This is a genomic window from Virgibacillus sp. MG-45 (genome assembly GCF_036409425.1).
In the GTDB taxonomy this organism is placed as follows: Bacteria; Bacillota; Bacilli; order Bacillales; family Amphibacillaceae; genus LDC-1.
The window spans coordinates 120,487-140,656 of sequence record NZ_JAXOFU010000008.1; the positions used below are offsets into that span (position 1 = coordinate 120,487).

The window sequence follows — 20,170 nt, forward strand, 5'->3', positions numbered from 1 at the left end:
CAATAACTCATAAAAAATATACTATGATGATAATTCGTTTAACTAGCTATTTAAGTTAGAAAACGATATTCTTTTAATAATTGTATTGTTTCCTGACATATATTCACGTAATATGGACTTTATGGATGATAAACAAACATACCAGTAGGAAAAAGTACTTTGTTGCTTGTTAAAGGGGGGCTATAATGACAGATTCTTGCCATGGTTCCAATCAGACCTTAGCATTGAAAGAGCTTTTGAATTCAATTGATCGAATTGCAGAGATCAAGAAGAATTCCTATTTGTTTGCTGAAGGAGATCCGGTAAACGAATTGTATATACTAAGATCTGGAAAAGTACAAATTAGTAAACTTTCTCCAACTGGAAAAGAATTGGCGCTTCGCCTTTGTAAACCAGGAGATATTGTTGGAGAGCTTCCGATGCAGCAGGAGAATGTGAAATACATTCTAAATGCAAAGGTGCTTGAGGATGGAGAAGTTGCTGTCATCCAAAATGCTACCTTAGAGGAAAAGCTGCTGCAAAATAGTAAGCTAGCAGTTGATTTCCTTAAACTAATGAATGAATATTCAAGAAGGGATCAGACAAGATTTCGTGACCTTGTTTTATATGGAAAAAAAGGTGCGCTTTTTTCAACGCTCATTCGGCTTGCGAATAGTTATGGAAAAACACAGCAGAACGGAATACTTATCGATCATGTCATAACAAATCAAGAACTGGCTAATTTTTGCGGTACTTCACGGGAAAGTGTAAATCGTATGTTAAGTGATCTAAAACAGCAACAAATTATTTCTGTAAACCGAAAATATATTACAATACATAATCTAGAGTACTTAAAAACGGAAATCAATTGTGAGGATTGTCCTGTTGTTTTGTGTTGTATTCATTAAACAGAAAGAGTGCCTGCAAAAGGCACTCTTTTTCATGCGTACTTATTCTTTTTCCTCTTTTTTCTTGTCGTCACTCATCAAGTCATTTGTTGCATTTTTAAATTCTTTTAACGTTGAACCAGCGGCTTTTCCAATCTCAGGTAGCTTGGATGGTCCAAAGATAATAAGTGCAATAATAAGAACGAGAATTAACCCTGGAATTCCGATATTTGCTAGCATGTCACCACTCCTCTTTAAATTTTAAGTTGTTGGAACTTGCACTAACGCTTCCATTTGATCCATATAGTAGGGAAGAAACGCTTGGAAAAATGGATCAGATAGCTTTTGGTGATTCGTTTTCCAAAGGGCTTGAAGTGCAGGCGCTAAATGATCTTGATACATTTCGTGTTGCACATTTTGTAGTTGCTGCAATAATTCTTCATCGTTTGCTTGAATTGCCTTTACCTCTTCATTGGTTGCGGCTGCAATAAATGCAGTAATGCTTCCAATGTGATCAGGAAATTCTTCCTTTTCCAATGGATAGTAAAACCCAATACGGTCAAAAGCTCCGATAAGACATAGCAGTGATTGCTTTGCTTCTTGATCATCTTCCTCTGACTTGTCTTGATAGGTCGAGAGATATGGTGGAATAAAATAATCTCCAGGTATTGAGAAATAGTTATCGCGCCATAGTGCAGTAGATTCCCGATCGTAGTGCTTGTGAAAAGGAAATTCGAGTGCAAGCTGATCTGGTAGCTGCTGCATTGTTTCTTCATATTTATCCCAATCCCCAAGCCATATATGCGTAAATATATGGCTTAGGAGTTGTTTTCCGTATGCTTCTTCCAATGTAGGAAGCATCGGCAAAACCCCCTTTTAAATCCGAATTAATTCGATGTTGTTTCACAGAGTTTCCATGTTTGTTTTGTGCGTGTTACGCTTTTTTGATATCAACAAACATGTCTAATTGTCCAGGTGATCCACCAATTTCATCATAAATGGCACCGTTCTTCACAACAGGGTCTAATTCAGTTAGTTTATTGACGACAAATCCTTCGCCACGTCCTCCTGGATAGCCTGCTTCTTCATGCATCGGCGTTTTAAAGGTAAATGGTGTATGGTTATAGGTTGGAAGTGCTTTATCCTTTTTCCCATCAACCGTTTGCTGTGTTACACCATATCCTTGCTGTCCCATATTGTAGGCAGAACCGATAACGCCTGGCGCAATTCCATTTGTTACATAAACAGTTCCTTTTAATTCAATATTTCCATTGAAAATAGAAACGGTATCGCCAGTTTTAATGTTACGTTTTCTTGCATCACTTGGATTCATCCAAATATAGTTATCGGAACGAACTTCACGCAGCCAAGCACTACTAATATTTCGGTATGTTCCGATGTTGCGTGCCTTCCAGTTTATATATTGGAAAGGCTGCTTGGAATTAATTGGTTTGCGATTAAATGTTTTGATTTCCTCGAAAATAGGGATTCCTTCAAATGGTTTTCCATTAAAGGAGTTTTTTCCTCCTGCCACACCTTCATCATAAAAGTCTGCCTGACCACCGTAGCTATATTTTACATGATTTCCTACATACTCATTGCCAGCTTCTTCAAATCGACCACCACGGTTGAGTACATAGACTACCTTTGCCCATTCATCTGGTTTTACTGCTTTTTTCCAGCGTTCTAAGTCAAAGTATTTTCCGAGTGCGTTTTTTCTAGCTTTTTCAAATATCGCCATTTCACGTGAGGATGCATTTGGTACTGGCTTTTCATCAAATGCGATGTTTGCCACACGTTTAATATAAAAGTCTTCTTCAATATGAAGGGCACTACCGTCTGGGAATGCGTTGTCTCCATATCCTGGAAGCTGAAGCATTTTAGCGATTTCAATGACGCTATTTTCAAAGGAACGAATATTTGGAAATACACGTGTAACTGGTTGATACACACTTGCAAGCTTCGTTGTAATGTTCGGATAGATTGCTTCTCTTCCCCATCTTTCAAGATATGTTGTATCAGGTAAGATAAAGTCCGCATACTTTGAAGTATCTCCGATTTGCACATCAGATGCAACATAAAGTTGAATAATATCTTGATCACGAAGAGCTTGTTCTTGAATTTGTCCATTTGGTGCAGATAACACCGGTGACATCCGATGGGTAACTAACGCTTTTATGGCATATGGATATTTTTCTAGGGCACTTGGCAGTACATCGCCAATTGTTTGCCCGCTATATGGGAACCACGGTCTTTTTGCTGGATATCCATCCTTTGCAAATAATGTAGAAGCCTCATATTTTGATTGGTATCGCCCAATCGGAATCCCCCAGGCTTTTTTACCATTTGGAACTGTAAGTAGATCATATTTTCCGGTGAATTCTTTATAAAATGCACCAGTTGTTATGTTTCCGCCTTTCCAATCATAGCTCCCGATAAGGTGGTTCAGCATCGCAATTAGTCGTTGCGTATAATAGCCATTTTCATGCATTGCTGGTCCTCTATAAGCCATTATTGCTGCTCGTTTCCCGTAAGAGGTAAAACGCTTTGCTAACTGGACAATTTGTTCCTTTGGTAATGTGGTGATTGCTGCATACTCATCAATTGTCTGCTCCATTGTTCTTTCCTTATAAAGCTGAAAGGCAGTTTTTACTTTAAGTCCTTTTAATTTGCCATCATACAAAAGGGAACCAGTGTCTGCTTGATCATGTGGTACAGGCTTTCCGTTCTGAATGACGACGAATTGCTCCTCGGTTCCGATACCAATGTCACTTGCACGTAGTTTAGGTTTTTTCGGATCGCTTAGATTTACGAGATGGGTTGCATCACTCCATGTAGGCTCGCCATCTACTTCAGCTGCTTTTTTGTTTGGATTTGTAAGATATGTTTCATCATACCATTCTTTCTCAATGATGGTTCTTCCGATAGCTAAAGCAAGTGCTCCATCTGTTCCTGGCTTTACTGGAAGCCACATATGCGCTTTTTCGGCAGTTTTACTGAGGCGTGGATCGATTACCGCCATTTGCATGCCATTTTCAATCGCATTTGTTAGTTTGGGAGCAAGCCAGGTAGGTCCTTTATTTGCAACCATCGGGTTTGTACCCCATACGATAAGGAATAGTGTATTCTCAATATCCGCATATTGTCGTTTCTTCTTTTTCTCACTGGCAGAGTACGAGCGAACATTCCCAGTAACAGAGCTTATTCCACAAATGCCACCATGGTGATAATAGTTTTTACTTCCTACACTTTGTAGAATGAAACGTTCCATAAAGTCTCGACGATCTCCGACCATGAAAGCAACTTGGTTAACCTTTGGTCCAAAATCCGGATGGTTCGTATTGATTAACTTATCTTTATATTTATTATCAAACGCCTCAAATTCCATTTCTTTGTTTGTTACTTTTTCCCAGTCGCTCATTACTTCTTCTTCAGGGACGTATGCCATTAAGTCTTTTAATCCTGGTGTATTTAAGTCTTTGCTTCCATTTACGATTTCGTCATACGCTTGCTCCCAAGAGACCGTCTTCCATTTTCCGCTTCCTCTTGGTCCAACACGCTTTAATGGGTTTTTTACGCGATATGCATCGTAAGCCGTTTGAATACCAGCTTGCCCTTTCAAACAAATACGCCCTCCGCGGTTTCCACGGCCAAATCGTTTTACATCTCCTGTCCCTTTTACAGCATCGTCGACAGCAGTTCCATAGGCAATGGCACCGTATGGGACCATGTTAAGTGGACTATATTGGTTTCCTGCAATTTTACGAATGATAGAAGTGTAAGGACCTTGCTTGTTTCCATCTGTTATATAAGCTTTAATCGTACAGTAAGTGTTACATTGTTCACAAGTTGTGAAAATAACATTTTCTGCTCCATAGTCTTGGAAGTCAGTTCCATAGCCGTGTCCGTCATCTATCCATACTCCGTTTACGACTTGCTTTACGGGTCCGATGAATGCGGGTCCGATAGCAGCTACAGCACCGAATGCTCCAAGGGCTTTTAAAAATTTTCTTCGGTTCATTGATTTATTTTCCACGCTCATCCCTCCAATTTCTCCGCATGTTGCGTATCTTCAAGTGGCAGAAGTCTATCTCCGATTGTGAAGATAAGTAAGCCCATGGCAACTATACCGATGCTTACCATCCATTCATTAAAGGTTGGGAAGTAGTTCCCTGCTGGTCTGCCCTCAAAAACCGGTACAATTTGAGATGGAACGACAATATTGAATCGAACACCGATAATACCAATAACAACGAGAATACCCGCGATTAATAAAGCATTGATATTTGTTGCGGTTTTCTTATAAAAGACAAGGAATATTGGGACGACAGCTCCGAGGAACATTTGCACTCCCCAAAATGACCAGCTGTAACTACTCCCCATCATCGTACCTAGGCTTTGTAAGTGTGAATGTTCTAAGCCATATAAACCGACAAGGTATTCGTAAAATTGTAGTAGTAGGTCAATAAATAGGAACGCAATCATCATTTTAGCAAGGGAGACAACCATTCCTTGATCAATTTCTTTGCCAGTAACCTTTGTTTTAATAATATAGATTGCTAAGAGTAATGCAGTCCCCGATACCATTGCTGATACAACAAAGATAATAGGGAATATCCCTGTATTCCAAGAAGCACGCGCACTAACGACGGCGAAGATTGCACCTGTTCCCCCGTGAACACCAAGAATGGCTAGTGGAATTCCAATCGTGCCAAGGATTTTCATCCAGCGATGGTCTCTTTTTTTCGTATGTTCATTGATTGTACTGTTCTTGAATGTTAACATGCGAGCAATTTTCCCTCTGATACTATCGACCTTTGTTAGTCGAACGAGATCTTCACGCATGGCAATGTAAAGCTCTGCTACAAGTAAAGAAATGTAAACCACATAAAAGTGTATTTCCCATGCAAGAATACTCGTTACATTCCAGTGGATAAGTGCATTCATAAAGCGTTCAGGACGACCAAGGTCCATTAAAACGAAAGTAAGTGCAATAATCATACATACAACCGCAGTGAAAAGAGCCATTTTACCTACTCGTTCGTATTGATCCATACCGAATACGAAAATCAATGTTGAAAGTAGGAAGGATCCTGCGCTTAGCCCAACGAAAAAGATATAAAATGCAATCCATGCACCCCATGGTGTGATGGATGATAGATTCGTCGTTGTTAATCCAAGAATAAGTCGCTCAATTATGAAATAACCACCAATAGCAAAGAGGACGAGTAAAATACCAATCCACCATTTAAATAGTGGGTTTGAGGCCTTCGAATTTTCCTTTAGTGGTTCTTGTTTAGCTATGCCTTGCATCATGTTTTCACCTCTTTTATTTTAAGTAGATTACATTAGGTCCTGCTCCGAGCTCGCTCTTTAGGCGGAATGCTCGTGGGCTGTTTGCTAGCTTTGAAACGGTACTATTCGGATCATTAAGATCTCCGAAAAATCTAGCATCCCCAATACACGTTTCTACACATGCAGGCTCTTCACCACGCTCTAGACGGTGCATACAGAAATTACATTTGCGAACGGTTCCAATTGGAGTTTTCTTAGGCTTTCTTTCGCCACGTTCGATCCCGTATTCTGGGCTTGAAACATCATTAAAGCCAAGCATTTCATCTTCATAGCTCTCGCCAAAATCATACGATCTAGCGCCATATGGACAGGCTACGATACAATAGCGGCAGCCGATACAACGGTCGTTATCAATCGTAACAATACCATTATCTAGCTTAAAGGTAGCTCGAACTGGACACACCTGTACACATGGTGGGTTGTCGCAGTGCATACATGGCATTGGTAAATTAACTTTGGCAACGTTTGGAAATTCCCCAATTTCTTCTTCAAGTACTACATTATAAGAAATGCCTGGAGGGGTGCGGTTTTCCGCTTTACAGGCAACGGTACAAGAATCACAGCCAACACACTTTCGAAGATCGATTACCATTCCCCATTTAACACCATTCTCTTTTTTACTCTCTACTGGTGCTTGTGTAAATAAATCTCCAAATTCACTTGTTAATGATGCGTGATATTTTTTATGAAAAACTTCAATATCTAGTTTTCCATTTACTACTTTCTTGGCATCCTCTGCCATACTTAATCCGAGATTAGAATTGTACGGTGATTGATTAAGTTCTTCATCTGGATTTGGTAGCGCAGCGTCAACCATGTTGTTCCAATCTTTTTCTAAAAGTTGTTTCAGCATCCACTTCACCTCTTTTATATTCGTTCTACTTAAAGTGTAAAGGAGGGGGAAATCGAAAAATGTAACAATTATCACAAACTAAAGAGAAGTCATTAATTTGTCATAAGTTCCAAGTGCTAGAAAGATAGGAAAATGGAAATGAGAGTTCCATGTGTTGGGAAAATCGATATCGCGTTATGTTTAGGCATTGATGTAAATATAATGGAAATGGAATAGAAGAAAGGGGAGAAGGATTACAATGAAACGTGTCCAATTTATATTTTTTACAAGCTTGCTGATGGTTCTTTTGTTCGGTATTACTAATTATTCAGTGAAAGCAGACGCAGTGACTGATGTTGCTAAGCATGCTCCAGCTTTACCTGTTCTTGTTGATAGTAATGAAGAAGAAACGATTACTGGAAAGGTGGGAAATGGCAATGCAGAAACGCCTGGAGAATGGTATAAGGGCGATGTTCCACCAAATCTTATTCCAAATGCTCCTGTCTTATTATTTGTTCCTGGGCTAAATAATGTGGCACAAATATTTTGGGAAAATAATGATATGTACCAAACGGCATTTGATGCAGGATATCAGACGGCATTTATCCAATTATACGATGCTGGTGGTGCATCAGCAGATATGTGGGATAATGGAGCCTTACTTGCAGAAAAGATCGTAGAAATTTCCAATCATTTTGGTGGGAAGCCAATCACAATCGTTGCATACAGTAAGGGAGGCGTGGATACACAAACGGCGTTGACATACTATGGTGCATGGCAATATGTCCAGAATGTTATTACATTATCTAGTCCTCATCATGGCTCACAACTAGCTGATTTGGCCTATAGTTCGTGGTCGAGCTGGCTAGCAGATTTAATTGGTGCAAAGGGAGATGGTACGTATGCGATGCAAACGGGGAACATGGCCAATTTTCGATCGGTTATCGATCAAGAACCGAAAGCATATTATAACGACTATTATACGTTAGGAGGAACAAGCTGGGGTTCGGTGTTTTCATCAACCTGGTATGGTGGTGTTTATTTATCGCAATATGGCTCAAATGATGGGGTTGTGACAACGGCGAGTAGCAGATTACCTGGTGGAGAGCAATTAGCAATTGGAGAATGGACACATTCGACGATTCGAACAGGACTAACGTTCCCTGTATTTGAAGGAGCTCTAATCGATCCCCAGCCAAATGCTGTTTATAAAAAGCGGGAAGCAAAGGACGATAGTAATGCACGACCTTTAAGCAATCAATGGATACGAGGGGGAAAACTTACAGAAGGTATAGATGAACGCATTACGATGGCGGTGGAGGATAATGTAAACAATGTAACGATGCGGGTGTTAAGTGCTACACCGATTTCATCAGTTACATTGCTTTCGCCTAATGGTAAGGTCGTGGAGCCAGCTCTTAAGCATTCTATTTTAGAGGAAGGTGTGTATCAGGGTGCTTATCAATATACGATTTCGATCGACGAACCAAAAAGCGGAGAATGGGAGCTAACGCTTTCTTCAGAGGACAAAAATGGCTATTTGCTCGTTGCGAACTTTCATTCCGCACAAAAACTAGTTGAAAGTGAAAGCACAAAAAATAAGATAACAAATAGTAATACATGGAACTATTGGCTACATGCAAACAATGTTGTGCTAGAAGAAAAATCGTTACAGGCTACTTACCGAATTACGAAGTCGGGGCAACCGGATACGATGCAAACCTTTACGAAAAAGGGAACAACTGATTTATCGAAGGAGCTACCAGTTAAAGAAAAAGGGTCCGTATATAATATTACGATTGATGTAGAGGGAAAAACAAAGCAAGGCAAGCCATTTAATCGAACGATTATTGATTCGATTTATGTGGAGTAATTACTATAAGATTGTTTTATCGGACACCGATAACCTTGAATAAAAATACTGATAATTCTTGAAAATAGGACTACATTCTCTTTTCCTGCTTGTCTTATTCGCTTACACTTGTATCAAATACGCTTGTGAAAAGCGGTGGGGAGGAGATTCGTGTGACGCAAAAAATAGCAGTTGCTATTATTCATGGTGCTGGAACTCCTGACGAAAACTTTGCAGAAGCTTTGATTGAACGGGTAAAAAAGGAATTTGCTGTTAAACTATCAATCCCGAATGCTGAAGATGAGCTTGAATTTCAACCCATTTTTTGGTCCGCCATTTTTGAATCGGAGCAAAAAAAAATGTGGGAGCAGCTTCAAGAAAGTGCGCAGCTTGATTTTCCATATCTTCGACGCTTTGTTCTTGAGTTTTTAGCAGATGCAGTAGCTTATCAGCCTACCTTACTTGGGGATCAAAATTATCATCATGTTCATTCCCTTGTTGCTTCATCTCTACAGCATTTGCGTAAAAGGGCAGGAAGTCTTGCTCCGCTTTGTATTATTAGCCATAGTCTCGGAACCGTTGTCGCAAGTAATTACTTTTTTGATCTCCAATTTAGACGCGAGCAAATTGGGGATAAAACAAGGCAATGTATGGGGGAAACGCCAATGGAGCAATGTGAAACATTGACGTTATTCTATACAATGGGAAGTCCACTTGCCTTGTGGTCATTGCGCTACCTTGATTTTGGTTCACCTATCCATGTTCCATCCCCGTTAATTTCTGACCATTATCCGAATGTGGAAGGAGAGTGGGTGAATTTTTATGATAAGGATGATATCCTAGCCTACCCACTGAAAGGTGTGAACGAAGCGTATCAATCAGCAGTGACAGATGATGTTGCTGTAAATGCAGGTGGCTGCATTACGAGCTGGAATCCGCTATCACATGGTCAATATGAAAAGGATGATGTCGTAGTTGGTCGCATTACAGATGGACTCGTACAAATATGGAAAGCGATAAATATGGCAGGATAGGGATTAAAGTATTAGGAAGTTTGTATATGTTAGCGAATATAAAATGATTTCTCAAATTATAACCTAGTAAAGGGCATGTGTTGAAGCTGCGCTTTTCTAGGTTTTCTTTATTTTCATATTCTACGCTTGTTTGAATACAACTTTAATATGGGATCCCAAAAATCACGTTTGGCAAATGCGTTATAGGGAAAGCGACTAGTAATTAGTAAAATTGGTGGATCCTAAATGGGAACAAAAAGAAGAGGAGGTAGCTTTGGTGACACATACACTCGATGCTTGGACATTTTTTTTGTTTGTCGTTCCAATGCCTTTGCTCGTTATCTGGGCACTGGTGACATTTTTTACAGAACGGGGGAATGATACGTGAATGCAACGCTCATTACGTTTGTTGTTTATCTTGTTGTTATGATTTTTATTGGCTTTTTCACCTATCGAATGACAGCTACATTGTCAGATTATGTGCTTGGGGGTAGGAGACTAAACAGCTGGACAACTGCATTTTCAGCATCAGCAAGTGACTTTAGTGGCTGGTTACTTATTGGACTGCCAGGAGCTGCGTATGCTGCTGGGCTAGGAACCTGGAGTTTATGGATAGCATTAGGGCTTGCTGTTGGAGCGATGATTAATTGGCAATATGTGGCGAAACGGCTGCGCATTTATACTGCATATACAAAGGATTCAATTACCCTACCTGAGTTTTTTGAAAATCGTTTTCGCGATGAATCTCATTTGCTTCGTGTTATTTCCGCACTATTTATTTTGGTATTTTTTCTATTTTATACGGCATCAGGATTAGTAGCAGGAGCGAAGCTGTTTCAGGGGACATTCGAAATTGATTATCATACTTCCCTCCTTGTAGGTACTGCTATTATTGTCGCATACACGTTTTTAGGCGGCTTTCTTGCCGTAAGCTATACTGACCTTATTCAAGGAGTATTGATGTCGATTGCATTAGCGTTTACAGCAATATACGGCATCATAAAAATCGGTGGTTTCGGTGAATTGTTTCACCAGCTTGGCTCCATTAACACGAGTTTAATCGACGCATTTTCTGGAACATCATACAATGCTACTAATGGAGTTTTATGGGAAGCAGCAGGCCCAATCGGAGCTGTTGGCATTATTTCCGCACTTGCTTGGGGATTAGGATATTTTGGTCAACCGCACATTTTAGCTCGCTTTATGGCAATTCGTTCGCATCAGGACATTCGCAAGGCAAGGTTAATAAGTGTCAGTATGGGGTTAGTTGTTCCACTTTATGGTGCGCTCATCGTTGGCATGCTCGGGATTGTTACCTTTGACGAACCGCTAGCAGATTCGGAGCAAGTCTTTATTCAGCTCGTACAAGTCGTTTATGATCCGTGGATTGCTGGGATTCTCCTTGCCGCAGTATTAGCTGCGATTATGAGTACCGTTGATTCACAGCTACTCGTGTCATCCAGTGCGCTTTCTGAAGATTTTTATCGTCGATATTTAAGAAAGCATGCGAGCGAAAAAGAGCTTGTATGGATAGGAAGATTTTCTGTGCTTATCATTGCCTTAATTGCTTTAACCCTTGCGTGGAATGAATCAAGCTCAGTTTTAAAATTAGTCTCTTATGCATGGGCAGGTTTTGGTGCTACCTTTGGACCAGCAATCTTATTTTCCTTGTTTTGGAGAAAGACAACCAGAAATGGGGTTTTAGCAGGAATTATTGTTGGAGGAATTACAATCTTCACATGGCCACTAACTGGATCAGCGCTGTATGAAATGGTTCCAGGATTTCTATTATCTAGTGTCGCAATAGTAATATTTAGTTTACTAGGAGCAGGACCAACAAAGGAAATGCTTGCAGAGTATGATAAGGTAGCTGCCAAATAATTCAACTCTAGAAGCAAGAGAAGATAAAAAAGTGTCTAATCATAGCATATAAGGAGAGAGGATTATGGGTGAAAAACTATATGGAAATACACCTTGTTTTTTAGGAGGAAAAAAAACAACATTAGATGAAGCAGCACGGCAGAACTTTGACGTTCTCGTATATGGTGTCCCGTGGGAGGGGGCGGTGACCTGGGGAGATTATACAGGTTGTGAATTAGGCCCAAAGGTCATTCGGCTAAATTCTGCAAGATACTCAGGATATCTTCCAGAGCTTGACCATATTGATGTACTCGAGCATTATACGATTGGTGATTTAGGTGATGTGGACGTTGTTCCAGCAGATACATTAGAGACGGTGCGACGGATAGAAGGCTTTGCGACAAACGTCTGGAATACAGGGGCATTTCCAGTAGCGTTTGGCGGTGATCATGGTATAACCTTCCCAATTGTCAAGGCGATGGCCGAACAAGTAGATGGCGAAATTGGTGTGATCCACCTTGATGCACATTATGATAACCACCCTCATTTTGAAGGAGACCAATATGCGCGAAGTACACCTTTTCATAACATTTATACGTGTGAAGGGATTCGAAATGAAAGCATCGTTCATATGGGTATTCACGGTCCGAGGAATGAGCCACAAACAGGTAAGTATGCAAAAGAGGTTGGAGCAACAACAATTACCTCAAGGGAAATACGTTTTGCTTCCAGCTTGAAGGAAATCGCAGAAGAAGCCTATCAAATTGCAAGTAAAGGAACGAAGGCAGTTTACTTAACGATATGTAGTGATGTGCTTGACTTTGCTTTTAATCCTGGTGGTCCAGTTGATGGAAATGGGTTAACGTCATTCGAACTGCTTGAATTAGTATATGCATTTGCTGAATTTGGTATTTGCGGGATGGACTATGTAGAAGTATATCCACAGCAGGATGCAAATGATCATTCCTCTCATTTTGTCACAAATGCGGTTTTGTATGCTCTTGCCGGTACAATCCGCCACCAACAGCAACGTAAACGAATGGCAAGTGATCAAGTTAAGCAATGAGAAAACGCACGGAGACTTGAAAAAAATAGACGGATAACGTAGTATTCAAAAGGAATCTTACGTTATTCGTCTATTTGTGTAGATGGATCTTCGCGGTTAAATATAAAGGACAGTGGTATCGTGAAACGAAATAATAAGCAACAGTATAATCTGGATCAAAAGAATTTGTTTTTGGCGTTTTTTCGAGCAAGCATGCTCGGTTATGGTGGAGGGCTTTCTGCCATCCCGCTAATGAAAAAGGAAGTCGTGGATACATATAAGTGGATGGATGATGAAGAGTTTTCCGATATTTTGGCATTGTCAAATACATTGCCAGGTCCAATAAATACGAAAATGTCTGGTTACATCGGCTTTAGACTTTGTGGTTTTTTGGGACTTGTTAACGCCGTAATTGCAACGGTTCTTCCAACAGCAATTCTCATGATTTTATTGTTAACGGTTTTAAATGCATACAAGGACTCTCCATTGGTCCAAGGAATGGCAAACGGAGTTCTTCCTGTAGCAGGTGTGATGATTGGCGTGTTGGCATGGGATTTCTTTCAAAAATCACGAGCTGGCATGGGATGGCTACCAACAATTATTTATACGATAATTAGTCTTTTTGTTATGGAGCTGTTAGGAATTCATCCTGCGCTTTTAATTGCTGGATTAATTGGGATTGCTTTATTTTCTAACGCAGACTTCCGGAAAGAGCGGCAGGTGAAGGATAAATGATCTATTGGGATATATTTTTAGCGAATTTTGTAGCAAATTTACTCGGCTACGGCGGTGGTCCGGCAACTATTCCATTGCTAGAGTATGAGGTGGTTGATCGGTATGGCTGGTTTTCAACACAGGAGTTTAGTGAAATGGTCGCGCTTGGGAATGGACTACCAGGTCCAATTGCAACAAAGCTGGCAGCATATATTGGCTATGATCAAGGTGGGATACTTGGCGCATTTATTGGTGTTTTTGCATCAGTGGCACCTTCGCTTTTATTAATGATTGCCTTACTTGGGGTTTTAATGAAATATAAGCAGTCACCAAGGGTAAAGCGATTGACAAAGATTGTCCGACCAACGATTGCCGTGTTACTTGGTGTGATGACATATGACTTTTTCTTTCATTCGTATGAAAATGCCGGGCTTGGCCATACGATTATTCTTGGTGTTGGAGCGTTTTTATGCTTAGAGAGATGGCGGATAAGCCCGGTGTATGTTGTTGCAGGGGCATTAGTATATGGTGCAATCTTTCTTGCGTAATAAGGAGAATTTGAATGTGTTTTTGAAGGGAGTTAGGAATCGTCTAAATAGAAAAGCGCCCAATAATAGAAGGAGGGTTTATTTCTCCATCGCTTTTTGGGCGCATTTTATATTAGGTGATTCGTTAATTAAGTTGATCCATAAAGTATAATTCTTTGTAGTAGGCGTTTTCTTTAATTAACTTATCATGACTTCCGTGAATGGAAATGGCTCCATCCTTTATAAAAATGATCTCATCCATATTCTTTGCTCCTGCAAGATGATGTGTTACCCAAACAATCGTTTTATCGGAAGCAGCATGTAGAATTGTTTGAATTAATTCAGTTTCTGTAATAGGGTCTAAGCCAATCGTTGCTTCATCAACAAGAAGAATAGGCGTGTTTTGTAATAGCACACGTGCAAATGCAATTCGTTGCCTTTCTCCACCTGAAAAGCGACTGCCCATTTCCAGCATTGGTGTGTCTAGGCCTTTCGGAAGAGAATGGATAAGCTGAGAAAGCTGTGCTTGTTCAATCGCCTTCCATACATCTGCTTCACTTGCTTCTGGTCTACCTATCCGAATGTTGTTACCAATAGTTGTATCGAACAGATGTGGCTTCTGATTTAAAACCCCGATTTGGTGGGAAAGAAGTCCACTATGAACAGTTTGCTCGCCAATTGTAATGCTTCCACTATCGGGTTTAATGGCACCAGCAAGAAGCTTTACTAATGTTGATTTTCCAGCACCACTTTTTCCTAATACCGCGATCTTTTTTCCAACAGGGATGGTTAATGATAGATCACAAAGGATTGGAGTAGAGGTACCAGGATAATGGTAGGTAACATTATTTAGTTTTAAACTTGGTTCTTCTATGAAAGCAAGAGGCTCGTCATTTGAATTAACCTGCAGTTCAGCGTTCTCTTCCATTTTTTTGATTCTCGATATGGAATCCCGATAAGATGGTATATGAGATACTGCGTCCGCTAGGGGTACAAATGCATCTGTTACAGAAAATAGCATTAATGTAAAAGCTGCAATGAGTGTTGGTTCAAATACACCTTGCCCTGTTTGGACGGTAGCCCAAATCATCACTAAAATAATCGATGTTCCGACGACGAGTTGACTGATAATATCTTGAAGATGCTTCCAGCTTTTTATTTTACGTTCAGTTTGTACAAGCTGTTCATCTTGTGCATGATAGCTTTGTAAGAACGTGTCTGTTCTCCCACTTGCTCTCCAGTCCGTAATGCCATAAATGGCATCTGTTAGCTGCTGGTATAATTGGTTTCGTCTTTTCTTAATCGTAATATGATGTGTTCGATTCACATGATAGGATACGATTGGAATGAGAAAAATGATCACCCCAAGGAGAAGTAGCATCATTACTGCAAAGGAAATATCAAATATACCAAAGATACTAATTACAACGGCATAAAGCACGACACCAAGACCTGCTGGTAGTATCGTACGGATATAAAGATCTTGTAGATGTTCAATATCATCGGATAGAACACCTAATAAATCTCCTGTTTGATATCGAGACCGAAAAAATAATGCTTGCGGCTCTACTAAGCGATAGAGACGGATTCGCATGCTTGCTAATATTCGTAATACGATGTCATGACTTACAAGTCTTTCTAGATAAGGAAATACTGCTTTCCCAATACTAAATGCACGTACTGCAACAATTGGAACGTAAACCATCATCACATTTTCTGGTCGAAGTGCGGATTTTGAAATTAAGTAGCCAGATACAAATAACAGCATTGCACCAGAACCAACACCAAGTAAGCCGATGAGTAAGGTTAATGCAATTCTACTTTTATGTTGGCGAATATATGGCATTATCCATTCTTTCATTTCGAAACACGCCCTTGCATAAATAATTGGTGATAAGTACCTTCCTGTTCTAACAGCTGTTCATGTGTTCCTTTTTCAACGAGCTGACCACCTTTTAGTACAAGTAAATAATCCATTTGCTTCATCCAGTGATAGCGGTGTGTTGCAAAAAATACAAGCTTATTTTTAAATATACGTGTTATTAGTTGCTTGATTTCAAATTCGGTTTCAATGTCTAGATGTGCTGTTGGTTCATCAAGTAAGATAACAGGACGGTTACTAAGAAGAGCACGTGCAATGGCAATTCGTTGTTCTTGTCCACCACTTAAGCTTCTTCCAGCTTCCCCTATCTCTTCATGAATTCCATTAGGTAGCTGCTGCACAAAATCATAAAGTCCAATTTGTTTTATTACATTCCATACCGCATCATCGGTTGCTTCTGGTTCATAGAAGCGGATATTATCAGCTAATGTTGCTGGAAAAATATATGGCTGCTGTGGAATGTAGGCGATTTTATCCAGCCAGTCTGCACGATTTAATGTATTCGTTTCTGAGTTGTTGACAAAGATACGTCCAAATGTAGGATCGAGAAAGCCTGCAAGCATATGAATGAATGTTGTTTTGCCCGCTCCGCTTGGTCCAACGACTCCAATCATGCCGTTACCACTCCAAGAAAATGAAATATCTTTTAAAATAGGGGTGTTTTGAGCATGAACGGTAGCTTTATCTAACTGAATATCGGTTGGATTTGATAGCGGATTTTGTATCGGTTGTGCTTCCTCATGTAAATCAATCATGCTTTCTATTTCCTTCATTGCTACTTGCCCGTCAAGCGTTGCGTGGTAATCCTTACCTACTTGACGAATTGGTAAAAAGTATTCTGGAGCAAGAATTAAAATCGTTAAAGCAGGAAGTAACGTGAGATTTCCATCTATTAACCGAAACCCTAATCCAACTGCAACAAATGCAATAGAAAGACTTGTAAAGAAATCTAATGCAAACGAAGATAAAAAAGCTACCCGCAATGTTTTATTCGTTGCTTTCCGGTATTGTTCACTAACATGGTTTATTTTTTTCTCATGTGATTTACTTTGACCTAAATAGGTGAGTGTTTCTAAGCCTTTTAAGGAGTCCATAAAATGGTTTGAAAGGACTCGATATGTTTCATATTGCTTGTCAGCTAATTTCTGCGCGGCTAATCCAAGCAGAATCATAAAGATAATAACAATTGGTACGGTTAAAACAAGAATGGCAGCTGAAATTTTGTCAATGAAAAATACGTACAGAACAATCAAAGCAGGAATGAAGGCCATGCTAACCATCCGTGGGATAGCTATTTCAATATAGCCTTTCATTTTATTGATTCCTTCAATAGCAAGTGTAACGAGACGGCCTGTTCCAAAGCCTCTTGCTACAAGATGTCCTGTGTGGAAATAAGAGGAAACTAATTTTGTGCGGAGACGTGCTCCGTATCGATCTGCAAAGCGTTCAGCTGTATATTGCTTCCATCTACCAAGAATCGTGCGAAGCATAAAGAAAAGCAAAAATAGGGCAGCATCTGCCCCAATTTCTTTTATTTGTGCACCTTCAAAGAGAAATGTAATTGCTCTGGCCAGAAAACTGGCCTGAGCAATGATTAAAACAGATTCCAAAAATGTCATGATCGACAAGCTTGCATAGAATGGTAGGCTACCTTTGCCTGTTGGAAGTCCACGTTTACGAAACATTAGTACTCCAAATGCTCACTTTTTTTAAGTCGCTTGCGAAATACATAGTAGCTCCATATTTGATAACCGAGAACAAAAGGTAGCAATGTTAATGAAAAATAAGACATAAGCTTTAATGTGTATGCACCAGAAGCTGCTGAAAAGATGGTTAGATCATTTGCTGCTCCAAGTGTACTGATCATGACTCTTGGGAACATCCCAATGAAAATACTTGCTGTAAGAAAAATAATGGAAAAGCTTGTTAGTGTAAATGCACGTTTATCGAAACGTTTTACATTGAATACACTAGCACCTAAAAGAGAAAGCCAAGCAAACACTGGAAGTAAAATCCATGCATTGCCATGTTGTGTGAAAATATCAGTTGTATACCAGCCAATGCCTAAAAATGCTAAGAAGGCGATCAACGTAATTGGTGCAAGCTTCTTTGCAAGCTTTCTAGCACGTTCCTGTAGCTCTCCTTCTGTACGCAAAGTAATAAATTGCAATCCATGCACGACAGTTAGTAATAAGAACATTACCCCACCTAATAATGCGAATGGGTGGAGGAATTGAAGAAAACCACCGACCATTTCTTTGTTTCCATCAATTGGCATACCTGTCATAAAATTCGTTAAGACAACACCCCAAAGTATAGGAGGGAGGAAGCTACCGATAAAGATTGCCCAGTCCCATGTTGTACGCCATTTAGGGTTTTCGACCTTACTGCGAAATTCAAATGCAACCCCCCTAATAATTAAGGCTAAGAGCATAAAGACAAGCGGGATATAAAAGCCGCTGAACATCGTAGCATACCAATGTGGAAAAGCAGCGAACATTGCCCCACCAGCAGTGATGAGCCAAACTTCATTTGCATCCCAGAAGGGACCAATTGTATTAATATATACACGTCGTTCGACATCGTCTTTTCCTAGAAATCGTGAAACAGTTCCTACTCCAAAATCAAAGCCTTCTAGAACGAAGAATCCGATAAATAAGATCGCGATTAATAAAAACCATAGCTCATTGAGTGACAATGTTGTTAGCCTCCTTATCAAACGGATCGACTACTTTATCGTTTGATTCCGTTTTTTGATCGGTTTTTTTAATGTGCTTAACAAATAAATAAATGGTTACTCCAGCTAATATCGTATAAATTGTCGTAAACGAAATGAGTGAGAAGAGAACCTCATTAGCTGTGACACTTGGTGATACAGCATCCTCTGTTTTCATCATACCAAACACGACCCATGGCTGACGACCCATTTCTGTCATAATCCACCCAGCAGTATTTCCGATAAATGGAAGTGAAATTCCGAAAAGCATTAGCTTTAAATAACGTGTTTTTTGCTCTAGTATACCTTTTCTTGATGCATACCAGCCATAAAGTGCAAGCAAGAACATAATTGTTCCAGTAAATACCATGATACGGAAGCTCCAGAATACTGTTTTTACTGGTGGGATATAATCTCCAGGTCCGTATTTAGCTTCATATTGTTCTTGTAGTTGATTCATTCCTTCTACTTGTCCGCTAAACTTATTGTAAGAAAGTAGGCTAAGCATATAAGGAATTTGAATTTCAAAGTGATTCGTTTTTTCTTCTGAATCAATATTTGCTACTAATGTAAATGGTGCAGGATCCCCACTCGTATTCCAAAGTGCTTCTGCAGCAGCAAGCTTCATTGGCTGTTCCTTTATTAAAAGCTGTGCTTGCGAGTGACCAAAAATCATAACAAGGAAAGCTGCGATTGTACCAACAACTACAGCAACACGAAATGATTTTTTGAACATAGCGACATCTTGTTTTTTAATCAGCTTCCATGCACTAATTCCAGCTATGAGAAAAGCGCCAGTGGCAAATGCTGAGAAAAGCACGTGTGGGAACTGTACCCAAAGATGCGGGTTGGTTAAAATTGCAACAAAATCATTCATTTGTGCTCTTCCGTCTGCAAATTCATATCCTACAGGATTCTGCATAAAAGCATTAGCTGATAGAATCCAAAAAGCAGAAAGGATCGTTCCGATAGATACGAGCCATATGGATGTTAAATGCAATCGTTTTGATAAACGATCTGCTCCGAAAATCCAAATTCCAATAAAGGTTGATTCCATAAAGAATGCAAGTAAACCTTCAATCGCAAGGGATGGTCCAAATACATCGCCTACAAAACGGGAATAAGTAGACCAATTCATCCCGAATTGAAATTCCTGGAGAATCCCTGTAACAATGCCGACAGCAAAGTTAATTAAGAAAAGTGTTCCCCAAAATTTAGTCATTTTCATATAAATATCTTGCTTTTTTACTACATACATTGTTTGCATGATTGCGATAATAAATACAAGTCCAATGGAAACTGGCACGAAAAAGTAATGAAAAATGGTTGTTGATGCAAACTGTAATCTTGCTAGCTCTAGGATATCCATTGCTTTATCTCTCCTTTTGTTGTGAATTAATTCACAATAAATGACGTATTCAAATTCATTTGGATACTAACATATTTATAGTGAAAACATACGATAAACCTATTATAGCGCGAAATTTAGTTAAATTGTTCACAAAGTG

The 20,170-nt window shown here is 39.7% G+C and carries 16 protein-coding genes; 7 read left to right on the forward strand and 9 right to left on the reverse strand.

Annotated features, from left to right (window positions below; translation table 11 throughout):
* Positions 1-185 precede the first annotated feature (185 nt).
* The gene (locus SPK86_RS10350) at positions 186-887 is read left to right on the forward strand and encodes a Crp/Fnr family transcriptional regulator (RefSeq protein WP_284139150.1); all 702 of its coding nucleotides are present in this window, start codon (positions 186-188) and stop codon (positions 885-887) included.
* A gap of 42 nt (positions 888-929) precedes the next feature.
* Here SPK86_RS10350 and tatA read toward each other — a convergent pair whose 3' ends face one another.
* The 5 genes from tatA to SPK86_RS10375 all read right to left on the reverse strand — a co-directional run bounded on the left by tatA (position 930) and on the right by SPK86_RS10375 (position 7,074).
* Positions 930-1,106, reverse strand: a complete 177-nt coding sequence (gene tatA, locus SPK86_RS10355; protein WP_284139151.1) for a twin-arginine translocase TatA/TatE family subunit — start codon at positions 1,104-1,106, stop codon at positions 930-932.
* Between the two features lie 21 nt (positions 1,107-1,127).
* On the reverse strand, positions 1,128-1,727 hold the full coding sequence (locus SPK86_RS10360) for a molecular chaperone TorD family protein (RefSeq protein WP_284139152.1): 600 nt from the start codon (positions 1,725-1,727) through the stop codon (positions 1,128-1,130).
* Between the two features lie 73 nt (positions 1,728-1,800).
* On the reverse strand, positions 1,801-4,908 hold the full coding sequence (locus SPK86_RS10365; RefSeq protein WP_284139153.1) for a molybdopterin-dependent oxidoreductase: 3,108 nt from the start codon (positions 4,906-4,908) through the stop codon (positions 1,801-1,803).
* Complete coding sequence (nrfD, locus tag SPK86_RS10370; RefSeq protein ID WP_284139154.1) at positions 4,905-6,182, reverse strand: NrfD/PsrC family molybdoenzyme membrane anchor subunit; 1,278 nt, start codon at positions 6,180-6,182, stop codon at positions 4,905-4,907. The genes SPK86_RS10365 and nrfD overlap by 4 nt, the downstream gene beginning before the upstream one ends.
* A 13-nt stretch (positions 6,183-6,195) precedes the next feature.
* Entirely contained in the window at positions 6,196-7,074 is an 879-nt protein-coding gene (locus SPK86_RS10375; RefSeq protein ID WP_284139155.1) for a 4Fe-4S dicluster domain-containing protein, read from the reverse strand.
* A gap of 238 nt (positions 7,075-7,312) precedes the next feature.
* Between SPK86_RS10375 and SPK86_RS10380 the strand changes: the two genes are divergently transcribed.
* The 6 genes from SPK86_RS10380 to SPK86_RS10405 all read left to right on the forward strand — a co-directional run bounded on the left by SPK86_RS10380 (position 7,313) and on the right by SPK86_RS10405 (position 14,085).
* Positions 7,313-8,926 carry an esterase/lipase family protein gene (locus tag SPK86_RS10380; protein ID WP_330949308.1) on the forward strand — a complete coding sequence of 538 codons (1,614 nt, stop codon included), beginning with the start codon at positions 7,313-7,315 and terminating at the stop codon, positions 8,924-8,926.
* A 152-nt stretch (positions 8,927-9,078) separates the two neighbouring features.
* Positions 9,079-9,939 carry a chemotaxis protein gene (locus tag SPK86_RS10385; protein ID WP_284139157.1) on the forward strand — a complete coding sequence of 287 codons (861 nt, stop codon included), beginning with the start codon at positions 9,079-9,081 and terminating at the stop codon, positions 9,937-9,939.
* Positions 9,940-10,302: 363 nt separating this feature from the next.
* On the forward strand, positions 10,303-11,799 hold the full coding sequence (gene putP / locus SPK86_RS10390; protein WP_284139158.1) for a sodium/proline symporter PutP: 1,497 nt from the start codon (positions 10,303-10,305) through the stop codon (positions 11,797-11,799).
* Between the two features lie 64 nt (positions 11,800-11,863).
* Positions 11,864-12,844, forward strand: coding sequence for an agmatinase family protein (locus SPK86_RS10395; protein WP_284139159.1), 981 nt, complete (start codon positions 11,864-11,866; stop codon positions 12,842-12,844).
* Between the two features lie 120 nt (positions 12,845-12,964).
* Positions 12,965-13,558 (forward strand): chromate transporter, encoded by a 594-nt coding sequence (locus tag SPK86_RS10400; RefSeq protein ID WP_443089773.1) that lies wholly within the window; start codon positions 12,965-12,967, stop codon positions 13,556-13,558.
* Complete coding sequence (locus SPK86_RS10405; protein WP_284139160.1) at positions 13,555-14,085, forward strand: chromate transporter; 531 nt, start codon at positions 13,555-13,557, stop codon at positions 14,083-14,085. Before SPK86_RS10400 ends, SPK86_RS10405 begins: the two co-directional genes overlap by 4 nt.
* A 124-nt stretch (positions 14,086-14,209) precedes the next feature.
* On the opposite strand, the gene cydC is transcribed toward SPK86_RS10405, so the two are convergent.
* The 4 genes from cydC to SPK86_RS10425 are packed head-to-tail and all read right to left on the reverse strand — an operon-like array spanning position 14,210 to position 20,031.
* Positions 14,210-15,925 (reverse strand): thiol reductant ABC exporter subunit CydC, encoded by a 1,716-nt coding sequence (gene cydC, locus SPK86_RS10410; protein ID WP_284139161.1) that lies wholly within the window; start codon positions 15,923-15,925, stop codon positions 14,210-14,212.
* Complete coding sequence (cydD, locus tag SPK86_RS10415) at positions 15,922-17,631, reverse strand: thiol reductant ABC exporter subunit CydD (protein ID WP_330949309.1); 1,710 nt, start codon at positions 17,629-17,631, stop codon at positions 15,922-15,924. The genes cydC and cydD overlap by 4 nt, the downstream gene beginning before the upstream one ends.
* Positions 17,631-18,644 carry a cytochrome d ubiquinol oxidase subunit II gene (gene cydB / locus SPK86_RS10420; protein WP_284139163.1) on the reverse strand — a complete coding sequence of 338 codons (1,014 nt, stop codon included), beginning with the start codon at positions 18,642-18,644 and terminating at the stop codon, positions 17,631-17,633. The genes cydD and cydB overlap by 1 nt, the downstream gene beginning before the upstream one ends.
* The gene (locus SPK86_RS10425; RefSeq protein ID WP_284139164.1) at positions 18,631-20,031 is read right to left on the reverse strand and encodes a cytochrome ubiquinol oxidase subunit I; all 1,401 of its coding nucleotides are present in this window, start codon (positions 20,029-20,031) and stop codon (positions 18,631-18,633) included. Before SPK86_RS10425 ends, cydB begins: the two co-directional genes overlap by 14 nt.
* Between the last annotated feature and the right edge of the window lie 139 nt (positions 20,032-20,170).